Source organism: Streptomyces sp. NPDC054975 (genome assembly GCF_053609105.1).
Genome location: NZ_JBSGWV010000053.1, coordinates 1 through 24,337, shown reverse-complemented (window position 1 = coordinate 24,337; position 24,337 = coordinate 1). Strand labels below are relative to the sequence as shown.

General features: G+C 71.7%; 1 protein-coding gene and 2 pseudogenes. All 3 read right to left on the bottom strand.

Annotation, left to right across the window (positions count from 1 at the left end):
• Window positions 1-134: 134 nt before the first annotated feature.
• Window positions 135-3,800, bottom strand: a pseudogene (locus tag ACWF79_RS29760) (type I polyketide synthase); the annotation flags it as partial.
• Entirely contained in the window at window positions 3,797-15,769 is an 11,973-nt protein-coding gene (locus tag ACWF79_RS29755) for an SDR family NAD(P)-dependent oxidoreductase (protein ID WP_453731263.1), read from the bottom strand. The gene ACWF79_RS29755 and the pseudogene ACWF79_RS29760, both read right to left, overlap by 4 nt.
• Window positions 15,770-15,871: 102 nt before the next feature.
• Window positions 15,872-24,319, bottom strand: a pseudogene (locus ACWF79_RS29750) (SDR family NAD(P)-dependent oxidoreductase); the annotation flags it as partial.
• Between the last annotated feature and the right edge of the window lie 18 nt (window positions 24,320-24,337).

Below are 24,337 nucleotides of genomic sequence, written 5' to 3'. Positions count from 1 at the left end.
GTGCCGAGCAGGGCCCAGCCGCGGGGTTCACCGGACGCGGACGGCTTCGCGACGGTCTCCCAGGCGGGGCGCAGCAGGGTGCCTGGCGCGCCGCCGGCGTCGCGGTTCCCGTCGAGGGGGGCGGCGGCCGCCCGTACGCCGCGGACCTCGGCGACCGGTGCGCCGACGGCGTCGGCGAGCTCGACGGCCAGGGAGCCGTCCGGCCGCCGCTCGGCGCGCACGCGCAGCGACCAGGCGCCGGTGGCGAACAGGGTGGCCCCGCTCCACGCCACGGCCTGGAACGCTCCTCCGCCGGCCGGGGCCAGGGCCGCGAGGGCCGGGTGGAGGGCTGCGTCGAGGAGGACCGGGTGCAAGGGGAACGCCCCGGCGTCGTCCCGGAGGGCGGGCGGCAGGACGACCTCGGCGAAGAACTCCTCGCCGCGGTGCCAGGCGCCGGTGACCGCGCGGAAGGCGGGACCGTGGGAGAGACCGCTGTCGGCGAGCTGCTCGTACAGCTCGCCGGGGTCGATGCCGGCGGCGTTCTCCGGCGGCCAGTGCGCCAGGTCGAAGTCGGCCCGCGGGGGCTCGGGGGCCAGGACGGCGGTGAACCGCCTGGTCCAGGGCTCGTCCTCGGGGGCGCCTTCGGTCCGGGAGAGGCCGGTCAGCCTGCGCCGGCCGGTGCCGTCAGGGGCTTCCACCAGGAACTGGAGGGCGAGGGCGCCGGTTGCCGCGAGCGCCGGGAGCGACTCGACGGTCAGCTCCTCGACGTGCGGGCAGCCGGCCCGGGCGGCGATCAGCAGCGCCGCGTCGGCGAACGCGGCGGACGGCAGTGTCGTCGCCCCGGACACCGTGTGGTCGGCGAGCCAGGTGTGGGAGCGCGGGGAGACGGCGCCGGTGAAGAGCAGGGCCCCGGCCTCGGGCAGTTCCAGAAGCGCACCGGCCAGCGGGTGGCCGGTGGGGGTCGTCCCGGTCGGGCCGGTGCCGCCGGCCGGCACGCCCTCCTCCAGCCAGTACGGCCGGTGCTGGAAGGCGTACGTGGGCAGGTCGACCGGCCGGGCCCGGTGCTCGGCGAACACGGCCCGCCAGTCGACCGGGCCTCCCTGCACGTGGAGTTCGGCGACCGATTCGAGGAACCGGTCGAGTCCGCCCTGGTCGCGGCGGAGGGAGTCGACGACGACGGAGCGGTCCGCGGCGGGCAGGGAGCCGAGGGTCTCGGTGATGCCGAGGGTGAGCACGGGATGGGGACTGACCTCGACGAGGAACCGGTGCCCGTCGGCGGCCAGTTCGCGGATGGACCGGTCGAACCGCACGGTCCGGCGCAGGTTCTCGTACCAGTAGCCGGCGTCGAGGGTGGGGCCGTCCACCGTCTCACCGGTGACCGTCGAGTACAGGGGCAGCCGGGGCCGGAGCGGCCGGACCGGCTCCAGGACCTCGAGGAGCCGGTCCCTGATGGCTTCGACCTGCGGCGAGTGGGAGGCGTAGTCCACCGGGATGCGGCGGACCCGTACGCCCTCGGCGGTGTAGTGGGAGAAGAGTTCGTCGAGGGCGGCGGTCTCCCCCGCGACGACCGTGGCGGCCGGGCCGTTGACGGTGGCGACGGCGAGCCGTTCGCCGTACGCCAGGAGATCCTCGGTGACGCGCGCCACGGGCAGCGCCACGGACATCATGCCGCCGCGGCCGGAGAGTTCGGCCAGCACCTGGCTCCGGCGGGCCACGACGAGGGCGGCGTCCTCCAGGGAGAGCGCCCCGGCCACGCAGGCGGCCGCGATCTCGCCCTGGGAGTGCCCGACGACGGCCGCCGGCCGCACCCCGTACGACTGCCACAGTGCCGCCAGCGAGACCATCATGGCGAACAGGGCGGGCTGGACGACGTCGACCCGGTCGAAGGTGGGGGCGCCGGGCTTCTCCTCCAGCACGTCGAGCAGCGACCAGTCGGTGTGCGGGGCCAGCGCCGTGGCGCACTCCCGCATCCGCTCGCGGAAGACGGGTGAGGTACGCAGGAGTTCCCGGGCCATGGCCGGCCACTGGGCGCCCTGGCCGGGGAAGACGAAGACCACCCCGGCGTCCGGGTCGGCCGTCGCCGTGCCCCGTACGAGCCCGGCGGCGGGCTCGCCCTCGGCGAGCGCGTCGAGCCGGGCGCGGAGCTCCGTGTGGTCGGCGGCCATCAGCACCGCCCGGTGCTCGAAGGCCGACCGGCCGGTGGCCAGCGTGTGGCCGATGTCGGCGAGGCCGGCCGGTGCGCCTTGGCCGAGGTGGTCCCGCAGGCGTACGGCCTGGGCCCGCAGGGCCTGTTCCGTGCGCCCGGACAGGAGACAGGGCACCACGGGTGCCCCCGCGGGTGCGGCGGGTGCCTCCTCCGGGAGGGCCGCGGTGTCCGCGGGCTCTTCGAGGATGACGTGGGCGTTGGTGCCGCTCATACCGAACGAGGAGACGGCGGCCCGGCGCGGGCGCTCGGCCCGCGGCCATGCCCGCTCCTCGGTCAGCAGTCTGACGGCGCCCATCGTCCAGTCGATCCGCGAGGACGGCTCCTCGACGTTCAGGGTCTTCGGGAGAACGCCGTGGCGCATCGCCTGCACCATCTTGATCACACCCGCCACACCGGCCGCCGCCTGCGTGTGGCCGATGTTGGACTTCACCGAACCCAGCCACAGCGGCCGGTCCTCGGGACGGTCCTGGCCGTAGGTGGCGAGCAGAGCCTGCGCCTCGATCGGGTCACCGAGCCTCGTACCCGTACCGTGCGCCTCCACCACATCCACGTCGGCGGACACCAGCCCCGCGCTCTCCAGCGCCTGCCGGATGACTCGCTGCTGCGACGGACCGTTCGGAGCGGTCAGACCATTGCTCGCACCGTCCTGGTTCACGGCCGAACCACGCACCACCGCCAGCACCCGGTGGCCGTTGCGGACCGCGTCCGACAGCCGCTCCACCAGCAGCATGCCGACACCCTCACCCCACGCCGTACCGTCGGCGCCCTCCGCGAACGACTTGCAGCGGCCGTCCGGGGCGAGGCCGCGCTGCCGGCTGAACTCCACGAACGCGCCCGGTGAGGACATCACCGTGACGCCACCGGCGAGAGCCATGGTGCACTCGCCCTTCCGCAGCGACTGCACCGCCAGGTGCAGCGCCACCAGCGACGACGAGCACGCCGTGTCCACCGTCACCGCCGGACCCTCAAGACCCAGCGTGTACGAGATCCGGCCGGAGGCGACGCTGCCCGCGCTGCCGGTGCTGAGGAGGCCGCCGAAGCCGTCGGGGACGTGCGTCAGCCTGGTCACGTAGTCGTGGTGGATGACACCGGCGAAGACGCCGACCGCGGTCTCGCGGGCCGAGACGGGGTCGATGAAGGCGTCCTCGAACGCCTCCCAGGAGGCCTCCAGCAGCAGGCGCTGCTGCGAGTCCATCGCCAGGGCCTCCCGGGGGGAGATACCGAAGAACTCGGCGTCGAAGTCGACGGCTTCGTGGAGGAAACCGCCTTCCCGCACGTAGGAGGTGCCCGCTTCGCCACGGCTCTCGTCGAAGAGGCCGTCGATGTCCCAGCCACGGTTGACGGGGAACCCGGAGCGGCCGTGACCGCCACGGGCGACGAGGTCCCACAGCCCTTCCGGGGTGTCGGCGCCGCCGGGGAACCGGCAGCTCATGCCGATGATCGCGATCGGCTCACGGTCCTTGGCCTCGGCCTCGGCGAGACGGCGGCGGCTCTCCCTGAGGTCGGTCGTGGCCCGCTTGAGGTAGTCGAGCAGTTTGGCTTCGTTCGTGTTCGTCACGTGCAGTCGCTCCAACAGAGGTTCGCGGGTCGGCGGGGGCTGGGGGCCTGCGGTCAGAGGGCTCCCAGCTCCCCGTCGAGAAGGTCGAAGATGTCCTCCGCGGTCGCGGATTCGATGTCGGTGTCATCGCTGGACTCGGCCGTCCGGGCGTTCCATGCGGCCATCAGCTCGCGGAGCCGGGCGGTGACGGCGGCCTCGTCGGCCTCGTCGACCGATCCGAGCAGGGCCTCCAGCCGGTCGATCTCGGACAGGGCGGGGCGTCCGGCCGGCGCCTCCTCGTCCTCGGTACCGAACTCCTCCTGGAGATGCGCGGCCAGGGCGGCCGGCGTCGGGTAGTCGAAGACGAGGGTCGGGGACAGCCGCAGTCCGGTGGCCGCCGCCACCCGGTTGCGCAGCTCCAGAGCGGTGAGCGAGTCGATGCCGATCGCCTTGAAGCTCCGGGTGGCCTCGACCATGTCCGAGGTGGCGTGCCCGAACACGATCGCCGTGTTCTCCCGGACGATGTCGAGCAGCTCCCGGTCCCGGGCGCGCTTGGACAGGCCGGCCAGCCGCTCGGCGGGCGAGGCGGTGCCCGGACGGGCCGCGGCGGCCGCCGCGGCCCGGCGTACCGAGGCCCGGACCAGGCCGCGCAGCAGCGGCGGGACGGGACCTGCCGACGCGTTCACGGCGGCCAGGTCAAGCCGGGCGGGGACCAGCGCGGCGGCGCCGTCCGCGAGGGCCGAGTCGAACAGGGCCAGGCCCTCCTTGGAGGTGAGGGAGGAAGCTCCCGCCCGCTCCTGGCGGCCGTGCTCGTTCTCCCCCAGGTGGGCCGTCATCTCGCTGCTCTCCTCCCACAGGCCCCAGGCGAGGGAGGCGGCGGGCAGGCCGAGCGAACGCCGGTACTGGGCCAGGGCGTCCAGCGAGGCGTTGGCCGCCGCGTAGTTGGCCTGCCCGGGGTTGCCGAACACGCCGGCCGCGGAGGAGAAGAGGACGAACGCCGACAGGTCCAGTTCCCGGGTGATCTCGTGCAGGGCGAGTGCCGCTTCGGTCTTGGGGCGCATCACCTTCCCGAGGCGCTCGGCGGTGAGCGACGGCACGATGCCGTCGTCGAGCACGCCGGCGGTGTGGACGACCGCCGTGAGCGGGTGCTCCGCCGGGATGCCCGCCACCAGCTCGGCCAGAGCCACCGGGTCGGCCGCGTCGCAGGCGGCGATCCGGACGTCCGCGCCCAGGTCCGTGAGCTCGCGCTCCAGGTCGGCGGCGCCCGCCGCGTCCCGGCCGCGGCGACTCGTCAGGACGAGCCTGGTCACCCCGTACTCCCGGACCAGGTGCCGGGCGAGCAGCCCGCCCAGGGCACCGGTGCCTCCGGTGATCAGTACGGTGCCCTGCGGGTCCAGCGGCACGGGAACGGTCAGGACGACCTTGCCGGTGTGCTTGGCCTGGCTGACGTACCGGAAGGCGTCACGTGCCTGCCGTACGTCCCAGGTGGTCACGGGCAGCGGCGCGAGAGCGCCGTTCTCGAAGAGCTCGACGAGAGCGGCGAGCATCTCGCCGATCCGCTCAGGCCCCGCCTCCACGAGGTCGAACGCCTGGTAGCGCACCCCCGGATGGGCGGCTGCGACCTCCTGCGGGATCCGGATGTCGGTCTTGCCCATCTCCAGGAACCGGCCGCCGCCCGGCAGCAGCCGCAGGGAGGCGTCGACGAACTCCCGGGCGAGGGAGTCAAGGACGATGTCCATCCCGCGCCCGCCGGTCGCGTCGAGGAACGCGCCCTCGAAGTCCAGGGTGCGGGAGGACGCGATGTGCGCGTCGTCGAGCCCCAGGGCGCGCAGGGTGTCCCACTTCCCGGGGCTCGCCGTGCCGTACACCTCCAGACCGAGGTGGCGGGCCAGCTGCACCGCGGCCATGCCGACACCGCCCGCGGCGGCGTGGATCAGCACGGACTCGCCGCGCCGGGCCCCGGCCAGGTCCACCAGCGCGTAGTACGCGGTCATGAACACGATGGGGACGGCCGCCGCCTGGGCGAACGACCAGCCCTTGGGGATGCGGTGCACGGACCGGGCGTCGGCGATCGCCGTCGGGCCGAACGCGCCGTCGAAGATGCCCATGACACGGTCGCCCGGACGGATACCGGTGACCTCCGGCCCGACTTCGAGGACCACACCCGCGCCCTCGCCGCCGAGCACGAAGTCGCCCGGGTAGAGGCCGAGGGAGAGCATCACGTCACGGAAGTTGAGCCCTGCGGCACGCACCCCGATCCGGACCTGCCCGGCCGCCAGCGGCGCCCCGGCGTCGGGGGCCGGTACCAGCACCAGGTTCTCCAGCGTGCCCCGCACGGCCGCGTCCAGCCGCCAGGGGGCGTCGCCGGAAGGCGCGACCAGGGCGTCGGCGGTCCGGGCCCGGGCGAGTCGCGGCACGAGGAGGGTATCGCCGCGCAAGGCGAACTGACTCTCGTCGGTGGAGAGCGCGGCCGGAAGCCCCGCCCAGGCAGCGTCGTCGCCCTCCGACAGGTCCGCGAGGACCAGCCGGTCCGGGTTCTCCGCCTGCGCCGAACGCACCAGCCCCCACGCCGCAGCCGCCGCCAGATCCCGCACCGGCTCTCCGGGACGGGCAGCCACGGCACCGGAGGTCACCAGGACCAGACGCGACCGGTCGAACCGCGGCTCGGCGAGCCAGGACTGGACGAGCGCCAGCACCTGCTCGGCGGTCTCCCGCACCTGTTCCGCGGTGCCGACGGTGGCGGCAGCGGGGCACGGCAGGAGTACGACCTCCGGCACCGGGGCGGAGCCGGCGCGCAGCTCCTCCAGACCGGCGTACGCGGTGAACGGGATCCCCGCCGCCGCTAGAGCGCGCGCGGCGGGCGAGCCGATGGCGTCGCCGGCGCTGTCGCCTGCGCCTTCGCTGTCGGCGTTGCCTTCGCTGTCGGCGGCGTTGCCGTCGCCGTTGCCGTCGAGCAGTGCCCAGCTCGTGTCGGAGGAGGCGGCTCCCGCCGTCACGGGGAGCTCCGTCCAGTCGACACGGAACAGCGCGTCCGTCAGGAGGGACTCGGCGCCGTCGAGCCGGTCTTGCGTGACGGGACGGAGAACGAGGGAGGCAATGGCAGCCACCGGCACGCCCGCCGCGTCGGCCAGGGTCAGGGACACCGCGTCCGTACCGGCCGAGGGAGCGATCCGTACGCGCAGGGCCGACGCACCGGAGGCGTACAACGACACACCGGACCACGCGAACGGCAACCGCGCACCACCACCGCCGTCACCGCTGGAGACAAACTCGCCCAGGCCGATGCCGTGCAACGCCGCGTCCAACAGCGCCGGATGCAGACCGAAGCGACCCGCCTCGGCCGCCACCGACTCCGGCAGCTCGACCTCCGCGAACACCTCACCATCCACACGCCACGCAGAACGCAGCCCCTGGAAGACCGGACCGTAACCCAGCCCGACTCCCGCCAGCGCTTCGTACATGCCTGTCGTGTCGACCTCGACCGCGCCCGCCGGCGGCCAGACAGTCAAGTCGGCACCCGTCGCCGCCTCGACGGCGCTGAGCGTTCCGGTCGCGTGCCGCGTCCAGGGCGCGTCGTCGAGGGCGTCCTCACGACGCGAGAACACCGAAACGGCACGCCGCTCCGCCTCGTCCACCCCACCGACCAGGACACGCAGCTGCACACCACCGTCGTCGGAGAGGGCGATGGGCGCCTCCAGCAGCAGCTCGTCCAGTGTGCCGCCGCCGACCTCGTCGGCGGCCCGGATCGCCAGCTCCACCAGAGCCGAACCGGGGACAATCACCTTGTCCATGACGCGGTGGTCGTTCAGCCACGGGTGCGCCCGCAGCGACAGCCGGGACGTGAACATCACGCCGTCGGAGTCGGGCAGAGCGATCGAGGCGCCCAGCAGCGGGTGCCCGGCGGACTTGAGGCCGACGGACTCGACGTCCTGCGTGGCGCCCTCGGCGTCCTCCAGCCAGAACCGCTGCCGCTGGAAGGCGTACGTCGGCAGCTCGACGCGGCGCGCGCCGGACTCGGCGAAGAAGGAGTCCCAGTCGACGGACACGCCACTGATGGCTTCCCAGTCGAGGTCCACACCACGGCGGTGCAGCTCCGAGACCGCCTTGGTGATGCTCTGCGTCTCAGGCTGCTCGCGGCGGAGCGCGGGGACGAGGATCGCGTCGGTGTCCTCGGGCAGGCAGGTTCGGGCCATGGCGGTCAGGACGCCATCGGGGCCCAACTCGACGTACGCGCTCGCCCCTTCGGCGTCGAGTGTGCGTATCGCGTCGTGGAAGCGGACCGCTTCGCGGACGTGTCGGACCCAGTACTCGGGGTCGGCTATCTCCTCCGACACGACCGTGCCGGTCAGTGCCGACACGAAGGTGATCTGCGGCGTCTGGAAGTCCAGGCCTTCGACGACCTCGCGGAAGGCGTCCAGCATCGGATCCATCAACGGCGAGTGGAAGGCATGGCTGACGCGCAGCCGCTTCGACCGCACCCCCGCAGCCGTCAACCTCTCCACCACGCCCGCCACGGCGTCCTCGGCACCGGAGATCACCACCGCGTCAGGGCCGTTGACGGCCGCGATCGCCGCACCCTCCACCAGGAGAGGAGCAACCCGCTCCTCACCGGCCTGGACGGCGACCATCACGCCGCCCTCGGGCAGTGCCTCCATCAGCCCGCCACGTGCCGCTACGAGCACTGCGGCGTCCTTCAACGACAGGACACCCGCAGCGTGTGCGGCCGCGATCTCGCCGACCGAATGCCCGGCCACGAAGGAAGTGCGCACACCCCACGACTCCACCAGACGGAACAACGCCACCTCAACGGCGAACAACGCCGGCTGGGTAAAGCCGGTGCGATCCAGCAGGTCCTGCTCCTCGAAGACGACCTGCTTCAGGCCACGGCCACCGCCCAGCAGCGGGTCGAGCTCGGCGCACACCTCGTTAAACGCCTCCGCGAACACCGGAAACGCCTCGTACAAACCACGGCCCATACCCAACCGCTGCGCACCCTGACCCGTGAATAGCAAGGCGAGTCGAGCGCCTGCCGAGTCCACGGCGGGCGTGACGTTCGACGTCGCGCCATCGCGGCCCAGGCTCCGCAGACCATCGAGCAACTCGGCGCGATCACGCCCGACGACCACCGCACGGTGGTCCATCGCGCTCCGGGCCATCAGCGAGGAGGCCACATCGGTCACGCTCAGCTCGGGACGTGCCTCTACGAACTCCAGCAGGCGCGAAGCCTGCGCCCGCAGCGCCTCCGCCGACCGACCCGACAGCATCCACGGAACCAGCGCGCCGTTGCCGGACTCGCCCTCTGCAGTCGGCCGCTTCATCGGAGCTTCTTCGGGGGCCTGCTCAAGGATGATGTGGGCGTTGGTTCCGCTGATGCCGAACGAAGAGACAGCCGAACGGCGGGGGCGATCCTGCTCCGGCCAGGCTTGCTGCTCGGTCAGCAGCTCGACCGCGCCGGCGGTCCAGTCGATCTGGGAGGACGGCTCCTCGACGTGGAGCGTGCGGGGCAGGACGCCGTGGCGCATCGCCTGCACCATCTTGATCACACCCGCCACCCCGGCCGCCGCCTGCGTGTGGCCGATGTTGGACTTCACCGAACCCAGCCACAGGGGCTGGTCCTTGGGGCGGTCCTGGCCGTAGGTGGCGAGCAGGGCCTGCGCCTCGATCGGGTCGCCGAGCTTCGTACCCGTACCGTGCGCCTCGACAGCATCGACGTCGGCCGTCGTCAGACCCGCACTCTCCAACGCCTGCCGGATCACCCGCTGCTGCGACGGACCGTTCGGCGCCGTCAGACCATTACTCGCACCGTCCTGGTTCACGGCCGAACCACGCACCACCGCCAGCACCCGATGACCGTTGCGGACCGCGTCCGACAGCCGCTCCACCAGCAGCATGCCGACACCCTCACCCCAGCCCGTACCGTCGGCGCCCTCGGCGAACGACTTGCACCGGCCGTCGGGCGCCAGGCCGCGCTGCCGGCTGAACTCGACGAAGGTCCCCGCCGAGGACATGACCGTCACGCCGCCGGCGAGGGCCATGGTGCACTCGCCGCGCCGGAGCGCCTGCGCCGCCAGGTGCAGCGCCACCAGGGAGGAGGAGCAGGCCGTGTCGACCGTCACTGCCGGACCTTCGAGTCCGAACAGGTAGGAGACCCGGCCCGAGGCGACACTGCCGCTGCTGGCTGTGCCACGGAAACCCTCCAGGCCCTCCGGCACGGAGCGCAGCCTGGTCAGGTAGTCGCGGTACATCAGGCCGGCGAAGACGCCGGTGCGGGAGCCCTTGAGGGACTTCGCGTCGATGCCCGCCCGCTCGATGGCTTCCCAGGCGGCTTCCAGGAGGAGCCGCTGCTGCGGGTCCATGGCGAGTGCCTCACGGGGCGAGATCCCGAAGAACTCGGCGTCGAAGTCGGCGACGTCATGCAGGAAGCCGCCCTCCCGGGTGTAGGAGGTGCCTCGGTGCTCCGGGTCCGGGTGGTAGATGGCCTCCAGGTCCCAGCCGCGGTTGTCCGGGAAGGACGAGATCCCGTCCGTACCCTCGGACACCAGGCGCCACAGATCCTCGGGGGACTCCACACCACCCGGGTAACGGCAGCTCATGCCGATGATCGCGATCGGCTCGTCGTCCGCCACCGCCGTCGTGTCCGCGGCCGCGCCCGTCGCATCGGTGCCGAGGATCTCCGAGCGGAGGTACTCGGTCAGGGCGGCGGGAGTCGGGTAGTCGAAGACGAGTGTCGCGGGCAGGGTGAGGCCGGTGACGGGGCCGAGGGCGTTGCGGAGGTCGACCGCGGTGAGTGAGTCGAACCCCAGCTCGCGGAAGGCCCGCTCGGGGTCCACCGTCTCTCCGCCCGCGTAGCCGAGGACGGCCGCGACATGGCTCCGTACGAGGTCGAGCAGGGTTGCGTCGCGCTGCTCCTCCGGGAGTGCGAGCAGCTGCTGCCGCAGGGAGGTGTCGGTGTCGGCCTTCGCCGAGGAGGCGGTCGTGCGCCGGCGGGATGTCGTGACCAGGTTCCGGAGGAGGGCGGGTATCTCAGTCCGGCCACGTAGGACGCGCAGGTCCAGGGGGGCCGGAACCAGCAGCGCCGCATCGACCCCCAGCGCCGCATCGAACAGCGCCAGCCCCTGCGCCTCGCCCAGAACCCGAACGCCCGAGCGTTCGACGCGCCGCACGTCGGCGTCCGACAGCCCGCCGCCCATACCGCCGACGCCGTCCCACAGGCCCCACGCCAACGACAGACCCGGCAGACCCTGGCCACGCCGGAACTCCATGAACGCGTCCAGGAAGCTGTTCGCCGCCGCATACCCGCCCTGCCCCGCACCACCGAACACACCGGCGACGGAGGAGAACACCACGAACGCGGACAGGTCCAAGCCGGCCGTCAGCTCGTGGAGATGGACCACCGCGTCCACCTTCGGCGCCAGAACGGCGCTCACGCGCTCCGCCGTCAGCTCGGTGACGACACCGTCGTCGAGCACACCCGCCACATGCACCACTGCCGACAACGGACGGTCCGCGGGCAGAGCGGCAAGGACCTCAGCCAGCGCCGAACGGTCCGTCACGTCACAAGCAACCACATGCGCCGAAGCACCCAGCTCCGCGAGCTCCTCCACCAACTCACGTGCGCCCGGAGCCTCCAGACCCCTACGGCTCGTCAGCAGCAGATCACGTACCCCGTGACCGGACACGAGGTGCCGGGCGAACACCGCACCCAGACCACCCGTACCACCCGTCACCAACACCGTGCCCGAACCGAACCCAACACCCGAATCCGCACCCGCACCCGCACCCGAGCTCGGCGACACGCGACCAAGACGCGGCACGAACACCGCACCCCCACGCACCGCCAACTGACCCTCACCACTACCGACCGCCGCACTGAGCGCGGCCGGGACCAGACCCCAGGCAGACTCCTCATCCGCCACGTCCAGCAACACCAGCCGGTCCGGGTTCTCCGCCTGCGCCGAACGCACCAGACCCCACACCGCAGCCGCCGCCAGATCCCCGGCCTCGTCAGCAGCGCCGGTCGACACCAACACCAGCCGAGAATCGGCAAACCGTTCATCGGCAAGCCACGACTGGACCGCGCCCAGAGCCCACTCGACCGTCTCCCGCACCTGTTCCGCGGTGCCGACGGCATCGGTGGCGGCGCACGGCAGGAGCACGACCTCCGGCACCGGGGCGGAGTCGGCGCGCAGCTCCTCCAGACCGGCGTACGCGGTGAACGGGATCCTCGCCCCCGCCAGCCCGCGCCCGACGGACGAGCCGTCATCGCCAAGCAGCCCCCAGCTCGTGTCGGACGAGGTGGCTCCCTCAGCCACGGGGAGCTCCGTCCAGTCGACCTCGAAGAGCGCGTCGCGCAGACCGGCCGCCGCATCGCCGTCGAGCTGCTCGGCCGACACCGGCCGCAACGCCAACGACTCGACGACCGCCACCGGCACACCCGCCGTGTCAGCCAGAGTCAGAGACACCGCGTCCGTACCGGCAGACGCAATGCGTACGCGCAGGGCCGACGCGCCGGACGCGTACAACGACACACCCGACCACGCAAACGGCAACCGCGCACCGCCACCGCCGTCACCGCTGGAGACAAACTCGCCCAGGCCGATGCCGTGCAACGCCGCATCCAACAGCGCCGGATGGAGACCGAAGCGAGCCGCCTCGGCCACCACCGACTCCGGCAGCTCGACCTCCGCGAACACCTCACCATTCGCACGCCATGCAGACCCCAGCCCCTGGAACACGGGACCGTAAGTCAGCCTAGCCGCCGCCAGAACCTCGTACATCCCAGCCGTGTCGACCTCGACCGCGCCCACGGGCGGCCACACGCTCAAGTCCGCACCACTCGACGCCTCGACGGCACTGAGCGTGCCGGTCGCGTGCCGCGTCCACGGGCCGTCCAGCGCGTCCTCGGCACGGGAGAAGACGGAGACCGCACGCCGCTCCGCCTCGTCCGCCTCACCGACGAGGACACGCAGCTGCACGCCACCGTCCTCGGGCAGCACCAGCGGAACCTCAAGGTTGAGCTCCTCCAGCGTCCCGCAACCGGCCTCGTCGCCCGCCCGGATCGCCAGCTCCACCAGAGCCGCACCCGGCACGATCACCCGGTCCAGCACACGGTGATCGTCCAGCCAGCCGTGCGACCGCAGGGAAAGGCGACCCGTGAACAGGAAGCCGCCCGATTCCGCGAGGGCGATCGCCGTGCCCAGCAAGGGGTGACCGGCCAGGCTCAGGCCCAGTTCGGCGGCTGCGGCGGAGTCGCCGATCCGGCCGAGGCCCGCCGGGGCCTCCAGCCAGTAGTGGTCGCGCTGGAAGGCGTACGTCGGCAGGTCGGTGGTGTGCGGGTGGACGTCCGCGAAGAAGGCGGACCAGTCGACGGGAATGCCGCGGGTGTGGAGCCGCGCGACGGCGGTGAGCAGCGATACGACCTCGGAATGGTCCCGGCGGAGCGTCGACACGAGGGCCGTGTCGGCCTCCTGGGTGAGGCACTCGCGCGCCATCACGCTCTGCATGGCGAGCGGTCCGACCTCGAGGTAGGTGGTGACGCCCTCGCGCTCCAGGGTGCGGATCGAGTCGCAGAACCGCACCGCTTCGCGGACGTGCCGCACCCAGTACTCCGGACTGCACACCTCCTCGGCGCTCAGCATCTCTCCGGTCAGGGCGTCGACCATCGGAATGCTCGGTGCCTGGAAGTCGAGGGCCGCGGCGACCTCTCGGAAGGCGTCGAGCATCGGGTCCATGTGCGGGGAGTGGAAGGCGTGGCTGACCAGGAGCCGCTTGATGCGGTAGCCCTCGGACTTCCAGCGGTCGCCGAGGGCGACGATCAGTTCTTCGTCACCGGAGACCACGAAGGCCTGGGGTCCGTTGATCAGCGCGATGTTGACCCGTCCGGCCAGCTCGTCGAGAGCCTCCCGTACGACGTGCTCGGGTGCCTCGACAGCGACCATGCCGCCGCCCGGCGGCAGCGCGTTCATCAGGCGGCTACGGCTGGTGACGAGGGTCGCGGCGTCCTCAAGGGACAGCACGCCCGCGATGTGGATGGCGGCGGAGTCGCCGATCGATCCGCCGGCGATCAGGTCGGGGCGGATGCCCCAGTGCTCGAGCAGCCGGTACAGGGCCACTTCGAGGGCGAAGATCGCGGGCGACGAATAACCGGTCTGGTCGAGGAGTTCGGCCTCCGGGGTGCCCTCCGCCGCGAAGATGATCTCCCGGATGGGCCGGTCGAGGTGCTTGTCGAGCTCTTCGCAGACCGCGTCGAAGGCGGCCGCGAAGACCGGGTAGGCGTCGTACAGTTCGCGGCCCATGCCCGGGTGCTGGCTGCCCTGGAAGGTGAAGAGGAACGCCGTCTTCCCGGCTGCCGGGGCGCCCTGGACGACGGCGGGCGCGGAGCCTCCGAGGGCCAGCGTGTCGAGTCCGGAGAGGAGTTCGTCGCGGTCGGCCGCCACGACGACGGCCCGGTTCTCCATGGTGCTGCGCGTGGTGAGGAGGGAGTACGCCAGGTCCGTCTGCGTGGCCGCCGGGCCCGTCGCGTCCTCGCCGTCCCTCCTGAGGAAGGCGGCCAGGCGGGTGGCCTGGTCGCGTACCGCCGCGGGCGTCTTGCCGGAGAGCGCGAAGGGCAGTGCGGCGGGCGAGTCCGCCGCCGGCTCCGACGCCTCCGTCTCGGTCTCGGCTTCGGGGGCCTGCTCAAGGATGATGTGGGCGTTGGTGCCGCTGATGCCGAACGAAGAGACAGCCGAACGGCGGGGACGATCCTGCTCCGGCCACGCCCGCTCCTCGGTCAGCAGCTCGACCGCGCCGGCGGTCCAGTCGATCTGGGAGGACGGCTCCTCGACGTGGAGCGTGCGCGGCAGGACGCCGTGGCGCATCGCCTGCACCATCTTGATCACACCCGCCACCCCGGCCGCTGCCTGCGTGTGGCCGATGTTCGACTTCACCGAACCCAGCCACAGGGGCTGGTCCTTGGGGCGGTCCTGGCCGTAGGTGGCGAGCAGCGCCTGCGCCTCGATCGGGTCGCCGAGCTTTGTGCCGGTGCCGTGCGCCTCGACGGCGTCGACGTCGGCCGTCGTCAGACCCGCACTCTCCAACGCCTGCCGGATCACCCGCTGCTGCGACGGACCGTTCGGAGCGGTCAGACCGTTGCTCGCACCGTCCTGGTTGACCGCCGAACCACGCACCACCGCCAGCACCCGATGACCGTTGCGCACCGCGTCCGACAGCCGCTCCACCAGCAGCATGCCGACACCCTCACCCCAGCCCGTACCGTCGGCGCCTTCGGCGAACGACTTGCACCGGCCGTCGGGCGCCAGGCCACGCTGGCGGCTGAACTCCACGAAGGTCGCGGGCGTCGACATGACCGTCACACCGCCGGCGAGGGCCATGGTGCACTCGCCGCGCCGCAGGGCCTGGACCGCCAGGTGCAGCGCCACGAGCGAGGAGGAGCAGGCGGTGTCCACCGTGACCGCCGGGCCCTCAAGACCGAGCGTGTACGAGATCCGGCCGGAGGCGACACTGCCCGCGCTGCCGTTGCCGATGTAGCCCTCCAGCTCCTCGGGCACGTCGGTGACGCTGGTGGCGTAGTCGTGGTACATCAGACCGGCGAAGACACCGATCCGCTCGCCCTTCACGGACAGCGGGTCGATACCCGCCCGCTCCAGCGCCTCCCACGACGTCTCCAACAGCAGCCGCTGCTGCGGATCCATCGCCAGCGCCTCACGCGGCGACACACCGAAGAACCCGGCGTCGAACTCCGCCGCACCGTGCAGGAATCCACCCTCGCGGGTGTAGGAGGTGCCCCGGTGGTCGGGGTCCTCGTTGTACAGCCGCTCCACGTCCCAGCCGCGGTCGGCGGGGAACGGGGACACCCCGTCGGCACCGGTGGCCACCAGGCGCCACAGGTCCTCGGGAGACTCCACGCCGCCCGGGTACCGGCAGCTCATACCGACGATCGCGATCGGCTCCGTGGCCTCGGCCTCGACCTCGCGCAGGCGCCGGGACGTCTGACGCAGGTCAGCGGTGACCCGCTTGAGGTATTCAACAAGCTTCGTCTCGTCGGCCATCGTTCTACTGCCCTCTCAGGGAATTTCTTCGGCTCGGAGCCGTGAGGTGGGGAAAAAGGTTCCGCCGCGCCCGGCGGGTGACGGTGTGGTGGTGGCCGCCGCTTACAGCGAGCCGAATTCCTTGTCGATCAGATCGAGCAGTTCGTCTGCCGTGGCCGATTCGATCTCCTGCTCGTCCTCGGTCTCCTCGGGCCCTGCGACGGGATCCGCGGCGCGCGCGAGCTGCGAGAGCAGCGTCCGCAGCCGCGCTTCCGCCTTCGTCCGCAGCGATTCGTCCTGGGCGATCGTGTCCATCAGCGGAAGGAGCGCGTCGAACTGGCCGAGCAGCTCGGACTCGGCGTGCTTGCCGATGAGTTCGGACCGCAGGTGGTCGGTCAGGACGGCGGGAGTCGGGTAGTCGAAAACCAGCGTCGCGGGCAGGCTGAGGCCCGACACGGCGCTGAGGCCGTTGCGGAGCTCGACCGCGGTGAGCGAGTCGAATCCCAGCTCGCGGAAGGACCGGTCGGCCTCCACCGCCGTGGTTCCGGCATAGCCCAGTACAGCCGCGACCTGGCCGCGTACGACGTCCAGCAGCGCGTCGTCGCGCTCCTCCTCCGGCAGGGCCAGCAGGCGCTGCCGGAGCGACTGCTCGGCGGTGATCCCGGCAGCGCTCGTGCCGGCGCCGACGCTACGGGCGACCGTACGGTTCGTCGCCGGGGTGACGAGGGATCGCAGCAGGGTGGGGATGTCGTCCCGGCGGCGCAGCACGGCAAAGTCCAGCGGTGCGGGGACCACCACCGCGCGACCGGCCTCGGCCGCCGCGTCGAAGAGCCCCAGCCCGAGGGGGAGGTCCAGGAGCCGGACGCCGGAGCGCTCGACGCGCCGCACGTCGGCGTCCGACAGCCCGCCGCCCATACCACCGACGCCGTCCCACAGCCCCCACGCCAACGACAGACCCGGCAGACCCTGGCCACGCCGGAACTCCATGAACGCGTCCAGGAAGCTGTTCGCCGCCGCATACCCGCCCTGCCCGGCGCTGCCGAACACGCCGGCGACGGAGGAGAACACCACGAACGCGGACAGGTCCAAGTCGGCGGTCAGCTCATGGAGATGGACCGCCGCGTCGACCTTCGGCGCCAGAACGGCGCTCACGCGCTCCGGCGTCAGCTCGGTGATGACACCGTCGTCGAGCACACCCGCCACATGCACCACCGCCGACAACGGACGGTCCGCGGACACACCCGCCAGAACATCCGCGAGCGCCGAACGGTCCGTCACATCACAAGCAGCCACCCGAACCGACGCACCAAGCCCAGTCAGCTCCTCCACCAACTCACGCGCGCCCGGCGCCTCCAGACCCCTACGGCTCGTCAGCAGCAGATCACGTACCCCGTGACCGGACACGAGGTGCCGGGCGAACACTGCACCCAGACCACCCGTACCACCCGTCACCAACACCGTGCCCGAACCGAACCCAACACCCGAACCCGAACCCGAACCCGAGCCCGAGCCGGAAGGCGTGCCCGGCGACACGCGACCTAGGCGCGGCACGAACACCGCACCGCCGCGTACCGCCACCTGACCCTCACCACTACCGAGCGCAGCACTGAGCGCGGCCGGGACCAGACCCCAGGCAGAGTCCTCATCCGCCACGTTCAGCAACACCAGCCGGTCCGGGTTCTCCGCCTGCGCCGAACGCACCAGACCCCACGCCGCAGCCGCCGCCAGATCCCCGACTCGGTCATCGACACCGGCCAACACCGCACCCGACGTCACCAGCACCAGGCGTGAGCTGGTGAACCGCTCATCGGCAAGCCACGACTGGACGAGCCCCAACACCTGCTCGACCGTCTCCCGCACCTGCCCGGCCACATCCCCGGCAGCAGACGCCGGACACGACACCAACACGAGACCAGGTGCCGTGCCGCCTGCGTCCACCGCCGCCCGGAGTTCGTCCATCCCGAGGTACGCCTCGACATCGACACCCAGCTGCTTCAGGCCCAGTTCGGCCGACGAGCCGGACGCACCGAGCACCACGCACTCAGGAAGGGCCGAAGTCCCACTGTTGAGTGGCAGTTCCGTCCAGTCGACCCCGAAGAGCGCGTCGCGCAGACCGGCCGCCGCATCGCCGTCGAACTGCTCGGCCGACACCGGCCGCAACGCCAACGACTCGACGACCGCCACCGGCACACCTGTCGCATCGGCCAGAGACAGGGACACCGCGTCCGTACCGGCCGAGGGAGCGATCCGTACGCGCAGGGCCGACGCACCGGAGGCGTACAACGACACACCGGACCACGCGAACGGCAGCCGCGCACCATCCCCGCTGGAGAGAAAGTCGCCCAGCCCGATGCCGTGCAACGCGGCATCCAGCAGCGCGGGATGCAGACCGAAGCGCCCCGCCTCGGCCGCCACCGACTCCGGCAGCTCAACCTCCGCGAACACCTCATCCCCCAGGCGCCACGCAGAACGCAGCCCCTGGAAGACCGGACCGTAACCCAGCCCGACTCCCGCCAACGCTTCGTACATGCCTGTCGTATCGACCTCGACCGCGCCCGCCGGCGGCCACACGCTCAAGTCGGCACCCGTCGCCGCCTCGACGGCGCTGAGCGTTCCGGTCGCGTGCCGCGTCCAGGGCGCGTCGTCGAAGGCGTCCTCACGACGCGAGAACACCGAAACGGCACGCCGCTCCCCCTCGTCCACCCCACCGACCAGGACACGCAGCTGCACACCACCGTCCTCGGGCAGCACCAGCGGAACCTCAAGGTTGAGCTCCTCCAGCGTCCCGCAACCGGCCTCGTCGCCCGCCCGGATCGCCAGCTCCACCAGAGCCGCACCCGGCACGATCACCCGGTCCAGCACACGGTGATCGTCCAGCCAGTCATGCGACCGCAGGGAGAGGCGCGCGGTGAAGAGCATGTCGGCCGAGTCGGGCAAGGCCACCGCAGCACCCAGCAGGGGGTGATCGACAGGCGCGACACCAGCAGCCCCGGCGTCGATGGAGGATCCCGCGTCGTGGATCCAGTACGTCTGGTGCTGGAAGGCGTAGGTGGGGAGGTCGGTGTGCGCGGCGCCGGTCCGGGCGAAGTACGCGGACCTGTCGGACACCGCGTCCTGCGCGAGCAGGTGTGCCAGCGCCGTGACCGCGGTCTGCGCCTCCGGCCGCTCCCTGCGCAACACCGGAACCAGCAACGCCTCGGTGTCCTCGGGCAGGCAGCCACGGGCCATCGCCGTCAGGACGCCATCAGGCCCAAGCTCCAGATACGCGCTCACGCCCTCGGCATCGAGTGTGCGCACCGCATCGTGGAAACGGACCGCTTCGCGGACGTGTCGGACCCAGTACTCGGGGTCGGCTATCTCCTCCGACACGACCGTGCCGGTCAGTGCCGACACGAAGGTGATCTGCGGCGTCTGGAAGTCCAGGCCTTCGACGACCTCGCGGAAGGCGTCCAGCATCGGATCCATCAACGGCGAGTGGAAGGCATGGCTGACCCGCAGCCGCTTCGACCGCACCCCCGCAGCCGACAGAGCCTCCACCACGCCCGCGACGGCGTCCTCGGCACCGGAGATCACTACCGCCTCAGGGCCGTTGACGGCCGCGATCGCCGCGCCGTCGGTCAGCAGCGGAGCGACCTGCTCCTCCCCCGCCTGGACGGCGACCATCACGCCGCCCTCGGGCAGTGCCTCCATCAGCCCGCCACGTGCCGCTACCAGCGTGGCGGCGTCCTTCAACGACAGGACACCCGCCGCATGCGCGGCCGCGATCTCCCCAACCGAATGCCCCGCCACGAAGCCCGGGCGCACACCCCAGGACTCCACCAGACGGAACAACGCCACCTCAACGGCGAACAACGCCGGCTGGGTGAAGCCGGTGCGATCCAGCAGGCCTTGCTCCTGGAACACCACATCCTTCAGACCACGGCCCAGCAACGGATCCAGCTCCGCACACACCGCGTCAAACGCCTCCGCGAACACCGGAAACGCCTCGTACAAGCCACGGCCCATACCCAACCGCTGCGCACCCTGACCCGTGAACAACAACGCGAGTCGACCGCGTCCGGCGACACCGGACACCACCGACGCGTCCGACTCACCCGCCGCCACGGCACCCAGACCTCGCACCAGCGCCTCACGGCCCTCCGCGACCACCACCGCACGATGCTCGAAAGCCGCACGGTTCGCAGCCAGCGAGGAGCCGACGTCGGTCACGCTCAGCTCGGGACGTGCCTCTACGAACTCCAGCAGGCGCGAAGCCTGCGCCCGCAGCGCCTCCGCCGACCGACCCGACAGCATCCACGGAACCAGTCCACCGCTCGCGGACTCGCCCTCTGCAGTCGCCCGCTCCACCGGAGCCTCTTCGGGGGCCTGCTCAAGAATCACGTGCGCGTTGGTGCCGCTGATACCGAACGAGGAGACAGCGGAACGGCGCGGGCGATCCTGCTCCGGCCAGGCCTGCTCCTCGGTCAGCAGCTCGACCGCGCCGGCGGTCCAGTCGATCTGGGAAGACGGCTCTTCGACGTGCAGGGTCTTGGGCAGGACGCCGTGGCGCATCGCCTGCACCATCTTGATCACACCCGCCACACCGGCCGCCGCCTGCGTGTGGCCGATGTTGGACTTCACCGAACCCAGCCACAGCGGCTGGTCCTCGGGACGGTTCTGGCCGTAGGTGGCGAGCAGGGCCTGCGCCTCGATCGGGTCACCCAGCTTCGTACCCGTACCGTGCGCCTCGACAGCATCGACGTCGGCCGTCGTCAGACCCGCGCTGTCCAGCGCCTGCCGGATGACGCGCTGCTGCGACGGACCGTTCGGAGCGGTCAGACCGTTGCTCGCACCGTCCTGGTTCACCGCCGAACCACGCACCACCGCCAGCACGCGGTGGCCGTTGCGGACCGCGTCCGACAGCCGCTCCACCAGCAGCATGCCGACACCCTCACCCCAGCCCGTACCATCCGCAGCCTCCGCGAACGACTTGCACCGGCCGTCCCGCGCCAGGCCGCGCTGCCGGCTGAAGTCGATGAACGTGTCCGGAGTGGACATGACGGCGACGCCGCCGGCCAGGGCCATGGTGCACTCGCCCTTCCTCAGCGCCTGCACCGCCAGGTGCAGCGCGACCAGCGACGACGAGCACGCCGTGTCCACCGTCACTGCCGGACCTTCGAGTCCGAACAGGTAGGAGACCCGGCCCGAGGCGACACTGCCCGCGCCCGCCGTGCCCCGGAAGCCCTCCAGCCCGTCCGGGATCGAGGTCAGCCTGGAGAGGTAGTCGTGGTACATCAGACCGGCGAAGACGCCGACCCGCTCGCCCTTGACCGACAGCGGGTCGATACCCGCCCGCTCCAGCGCCTCCCACGACGTCTCCAGCAGCAGCCGCTGCTGCGGATCCATCGCCAGCGCCTCACGCGGCGACACACCGAAGAATCCGGCGTCGAACTCCGCCGCCCCGTGCAGGAATCCGCCCTGGTCGGCGTACGAGGTCCCCGGGTTGTCCGGGTTGTCGTCGAAGAGCGTCTCCAGGTCCCAGCCGCGGTTGTCCGGGAAGGACGAGATCCCGTCCGTACCCTCGGACACCAGGCGCCACAGATCCTCGGGGGACTCCACACCACCCGGGTAACGGCAGCTCATGCCGATGATCGCGATCGGCTCGTCGTCCGCCGCCACCGCCGCGGCCACGGCCGCGGCCGGCCCTCCGGTGTCCGCGCCGACGAGTTCGGTCGTCAGGTACTCCGCGAGGGCGGTCGGGGTCGGGTGGTCGAAGACCAGGGTCGCGGGAAGGCGGATTCCGGTCTCCGCCATCAGAGTGTTCCGGAACTCCACCGCCGTGAGCGAGTCGAACCCGAGCTCGCGGAAGGCCTGCCCCGGCTCGATCATCGCGGTGCTGGTGTGGCCGAGTACGGCTGCGGCGTGCGCGCTGACCAGATCGAGCACTGCCAGCCGTTGTTCGGCGGCGCTCAGGCCCGACAGCCGGGCTTCGAGAGCCGACCCGCTCCGCGCCGACGTTCCGGCGTTTGCGGTGGTGCGGTGGCGGGGTGTCGTGACCAGGCTGCGGAGGAGGGCGGGTATCTCCGCCCGACCGCGCAGGACGCGCAGGTCCAGGGGGGCCGGAACCAGCAGCGCCGCATCAACCCGCAACGCCGCATCGAACAGCGCCAGCCCCTGCGCCTCCCCCAAAGCCCGGACACCCGAACGCTCGACACGCCGCACATCACCCGCACCGAGCCCGCCACCCATGCCACCGACGCCGTCCCACAGCCCCCACGCCAACGACAGACCCGGCAGACCCTGGCCACGCCGGAACTCCATGAACGCGTCCAGGAAGCTGTTCGCCGCCGCATACCCGCCCTGCCCCGCACCACCGAACACGCCGGCAGCGGAGGAGAACACCACGAACGCGGACAGGTCCAAGCCGGCTGTCAGCTCGTGGAGATGAACGACCGCGTCCACCTTCGGAGCCAGGACACCGTTCACGCGCTCCGGCGTCAGCTCGGTGATGACACCGTCGTCGAGCACACCCGCCACATGCACCACTGCCGACAACGGACGGTCCGCGGACACACCCGCCAGAACCTCCGCGAGAGCCGAACGGTCCGTCACATCACAAGCAGCCACCCGAACCGACGCACCGAGCCCGGTCAGCTCCTCCACCAACTCACGCGCGCCCGGAGCCTCCAGACCCCTACGGCTCGTCAGCAGCAGATCACGCACGCCATGGCCGGACACCAGATGCCGGGCGAACACCGCACCCAGACCACCCGTACCACCCGTCACCAACACCGTGCCCGAACCGAACCCAACACCCGAATCCGCACCCGCACCCGCACCCGCACCCGAGCTCGGCGACACGCGACCAAGACGCGGCACGAACACCGCATCCCCACGCACCGCCAACTGACCCTCACCACTGCCGACCGCCGCACTGAGCGCGGCCGGGACCAGGCCCCAGGCAGACTCCTCATCCGCCACGTCCAGCAACACCAGCCGGTCCGGGTTCTCCGCCTGCGCCGAACGCACCAGACCCCACACCGCCGCCGCCGCCAGATCCCGGACACGGTCATCGGCACCCGCCGACACCGCACCCGACGTCACCAGCACCAGACGAGATCCGTCGAACCGCTCATCGGCAAGCCACGACTGGACGAGCCCCAACACCTGCCCGACCGTCTCCCGCACCTGCCCGGCCACATCCCCGCCAGCAGGCACCGGGCACGGCACCAATACGACGTCCGGCACCGAGGAAGCGCTCAGAAGTGCTTCCAGATCGGCATACGCCTCGACGCCCAGCCCCGCGGCCGCCAGACCACGCCCGAGCGATGCTTCCGCGTCGCCCAGCAAAGCCCATCCACCAAGGGACGCGGCACTTGCTGAATCCACGGACAGCTGGGCCCAGTCCAGGCCGAACAGCGCATCCCGCAGGGCGGCACCCGCAGCCCGGCCGTCGAGCTGCTCGGCCGACACCGGCCGCAACGCCAACGACTCGACGACCGCCACCGGCACACCCGCCGTGTCAGCCAGAGTCAGAGACACCGCGTCCGTACCGGCAGACGCGATCCGTACGCGCAGAGCCGACGCGCCGGACGCGTACAACGACACACCCGACCACGCGAACGGCAGCCGCGCACCATCCCCGCTGGAGACAAACTCGCCCAGGCCGATGCCGTGCAACGCCGCATCCAACAGCGCGGGATGGAGGCCGAAGCGAGCCGCCTCGGCCACCACCGACTCCGGCAGCTCGACCTCCGCGAACACCTCACCATTCACACGCCATGCAGAACGCAGCCCCTGGAAGACCGGACCGTAACCCAGCCCGACCCCCGCCAGAACCTCGTACATCCCCGTCGTATCGACCTCGACCGCACCCGCCGGCGGCCACACGGCGAGCCCGCCGTCCACGGTGCTCACCTCGGGAACGACCGCACCGCTGGCGTGACAGACCCATGCCTCGTCCGTCAGGGCGTCCTCCGGGCGGGAGAACAGCGTCAGCGCACGCCGGCCGTCCTCGTCCGGCTCGGCGATCATCAGCCGGACCTGCACGGCGCCGCTCTGCGGCAGGAGCAGGGGGGCCTCGATCGTCAGCTCGTCGAGCCGTCCGGTGCCGACCTCGTCCCCGGCCCGGATCGCCAGCTCCACCAAGGCCGCACCCGGGAAGACGACCTGCCCCATCACCTGGTGGTCGATCAGCCAGGGGTGCGTATCGAGCGACAGTCGCCCTGTGAAGACCATGGCGGCCGAGTCCGGCAGCGTAATGGCACCGCCCAGCAGGGGGTGGTCGACGGTGGCGACGCCGACAGCCCCGGCGTCCACGGAGGATCCACCGCCGTGGACCCAGTAGCGCTGGTGCTGGAAGGCGTACGTCGGGAGGTCGGTGTGCGCGGCGCCGGTCCGGGCGAAGTACGCGGACCTGTCGGACACCGCGTCCTGCGCGAGCAGGTGTGCCAGCGCCGTGACCGCGGTCTGCGCCTCCGGCCGCTCCCTGCGCAACACCGGAACCAGCAACGCGTCGGTGTCCTCGGGCAGGCAGGTTCGGGCCATCGCCGTCAGGACGCCATCAGGCCCAAGCTCCAGATACGCGCTCACGCCCTCGGCATCGAGTGT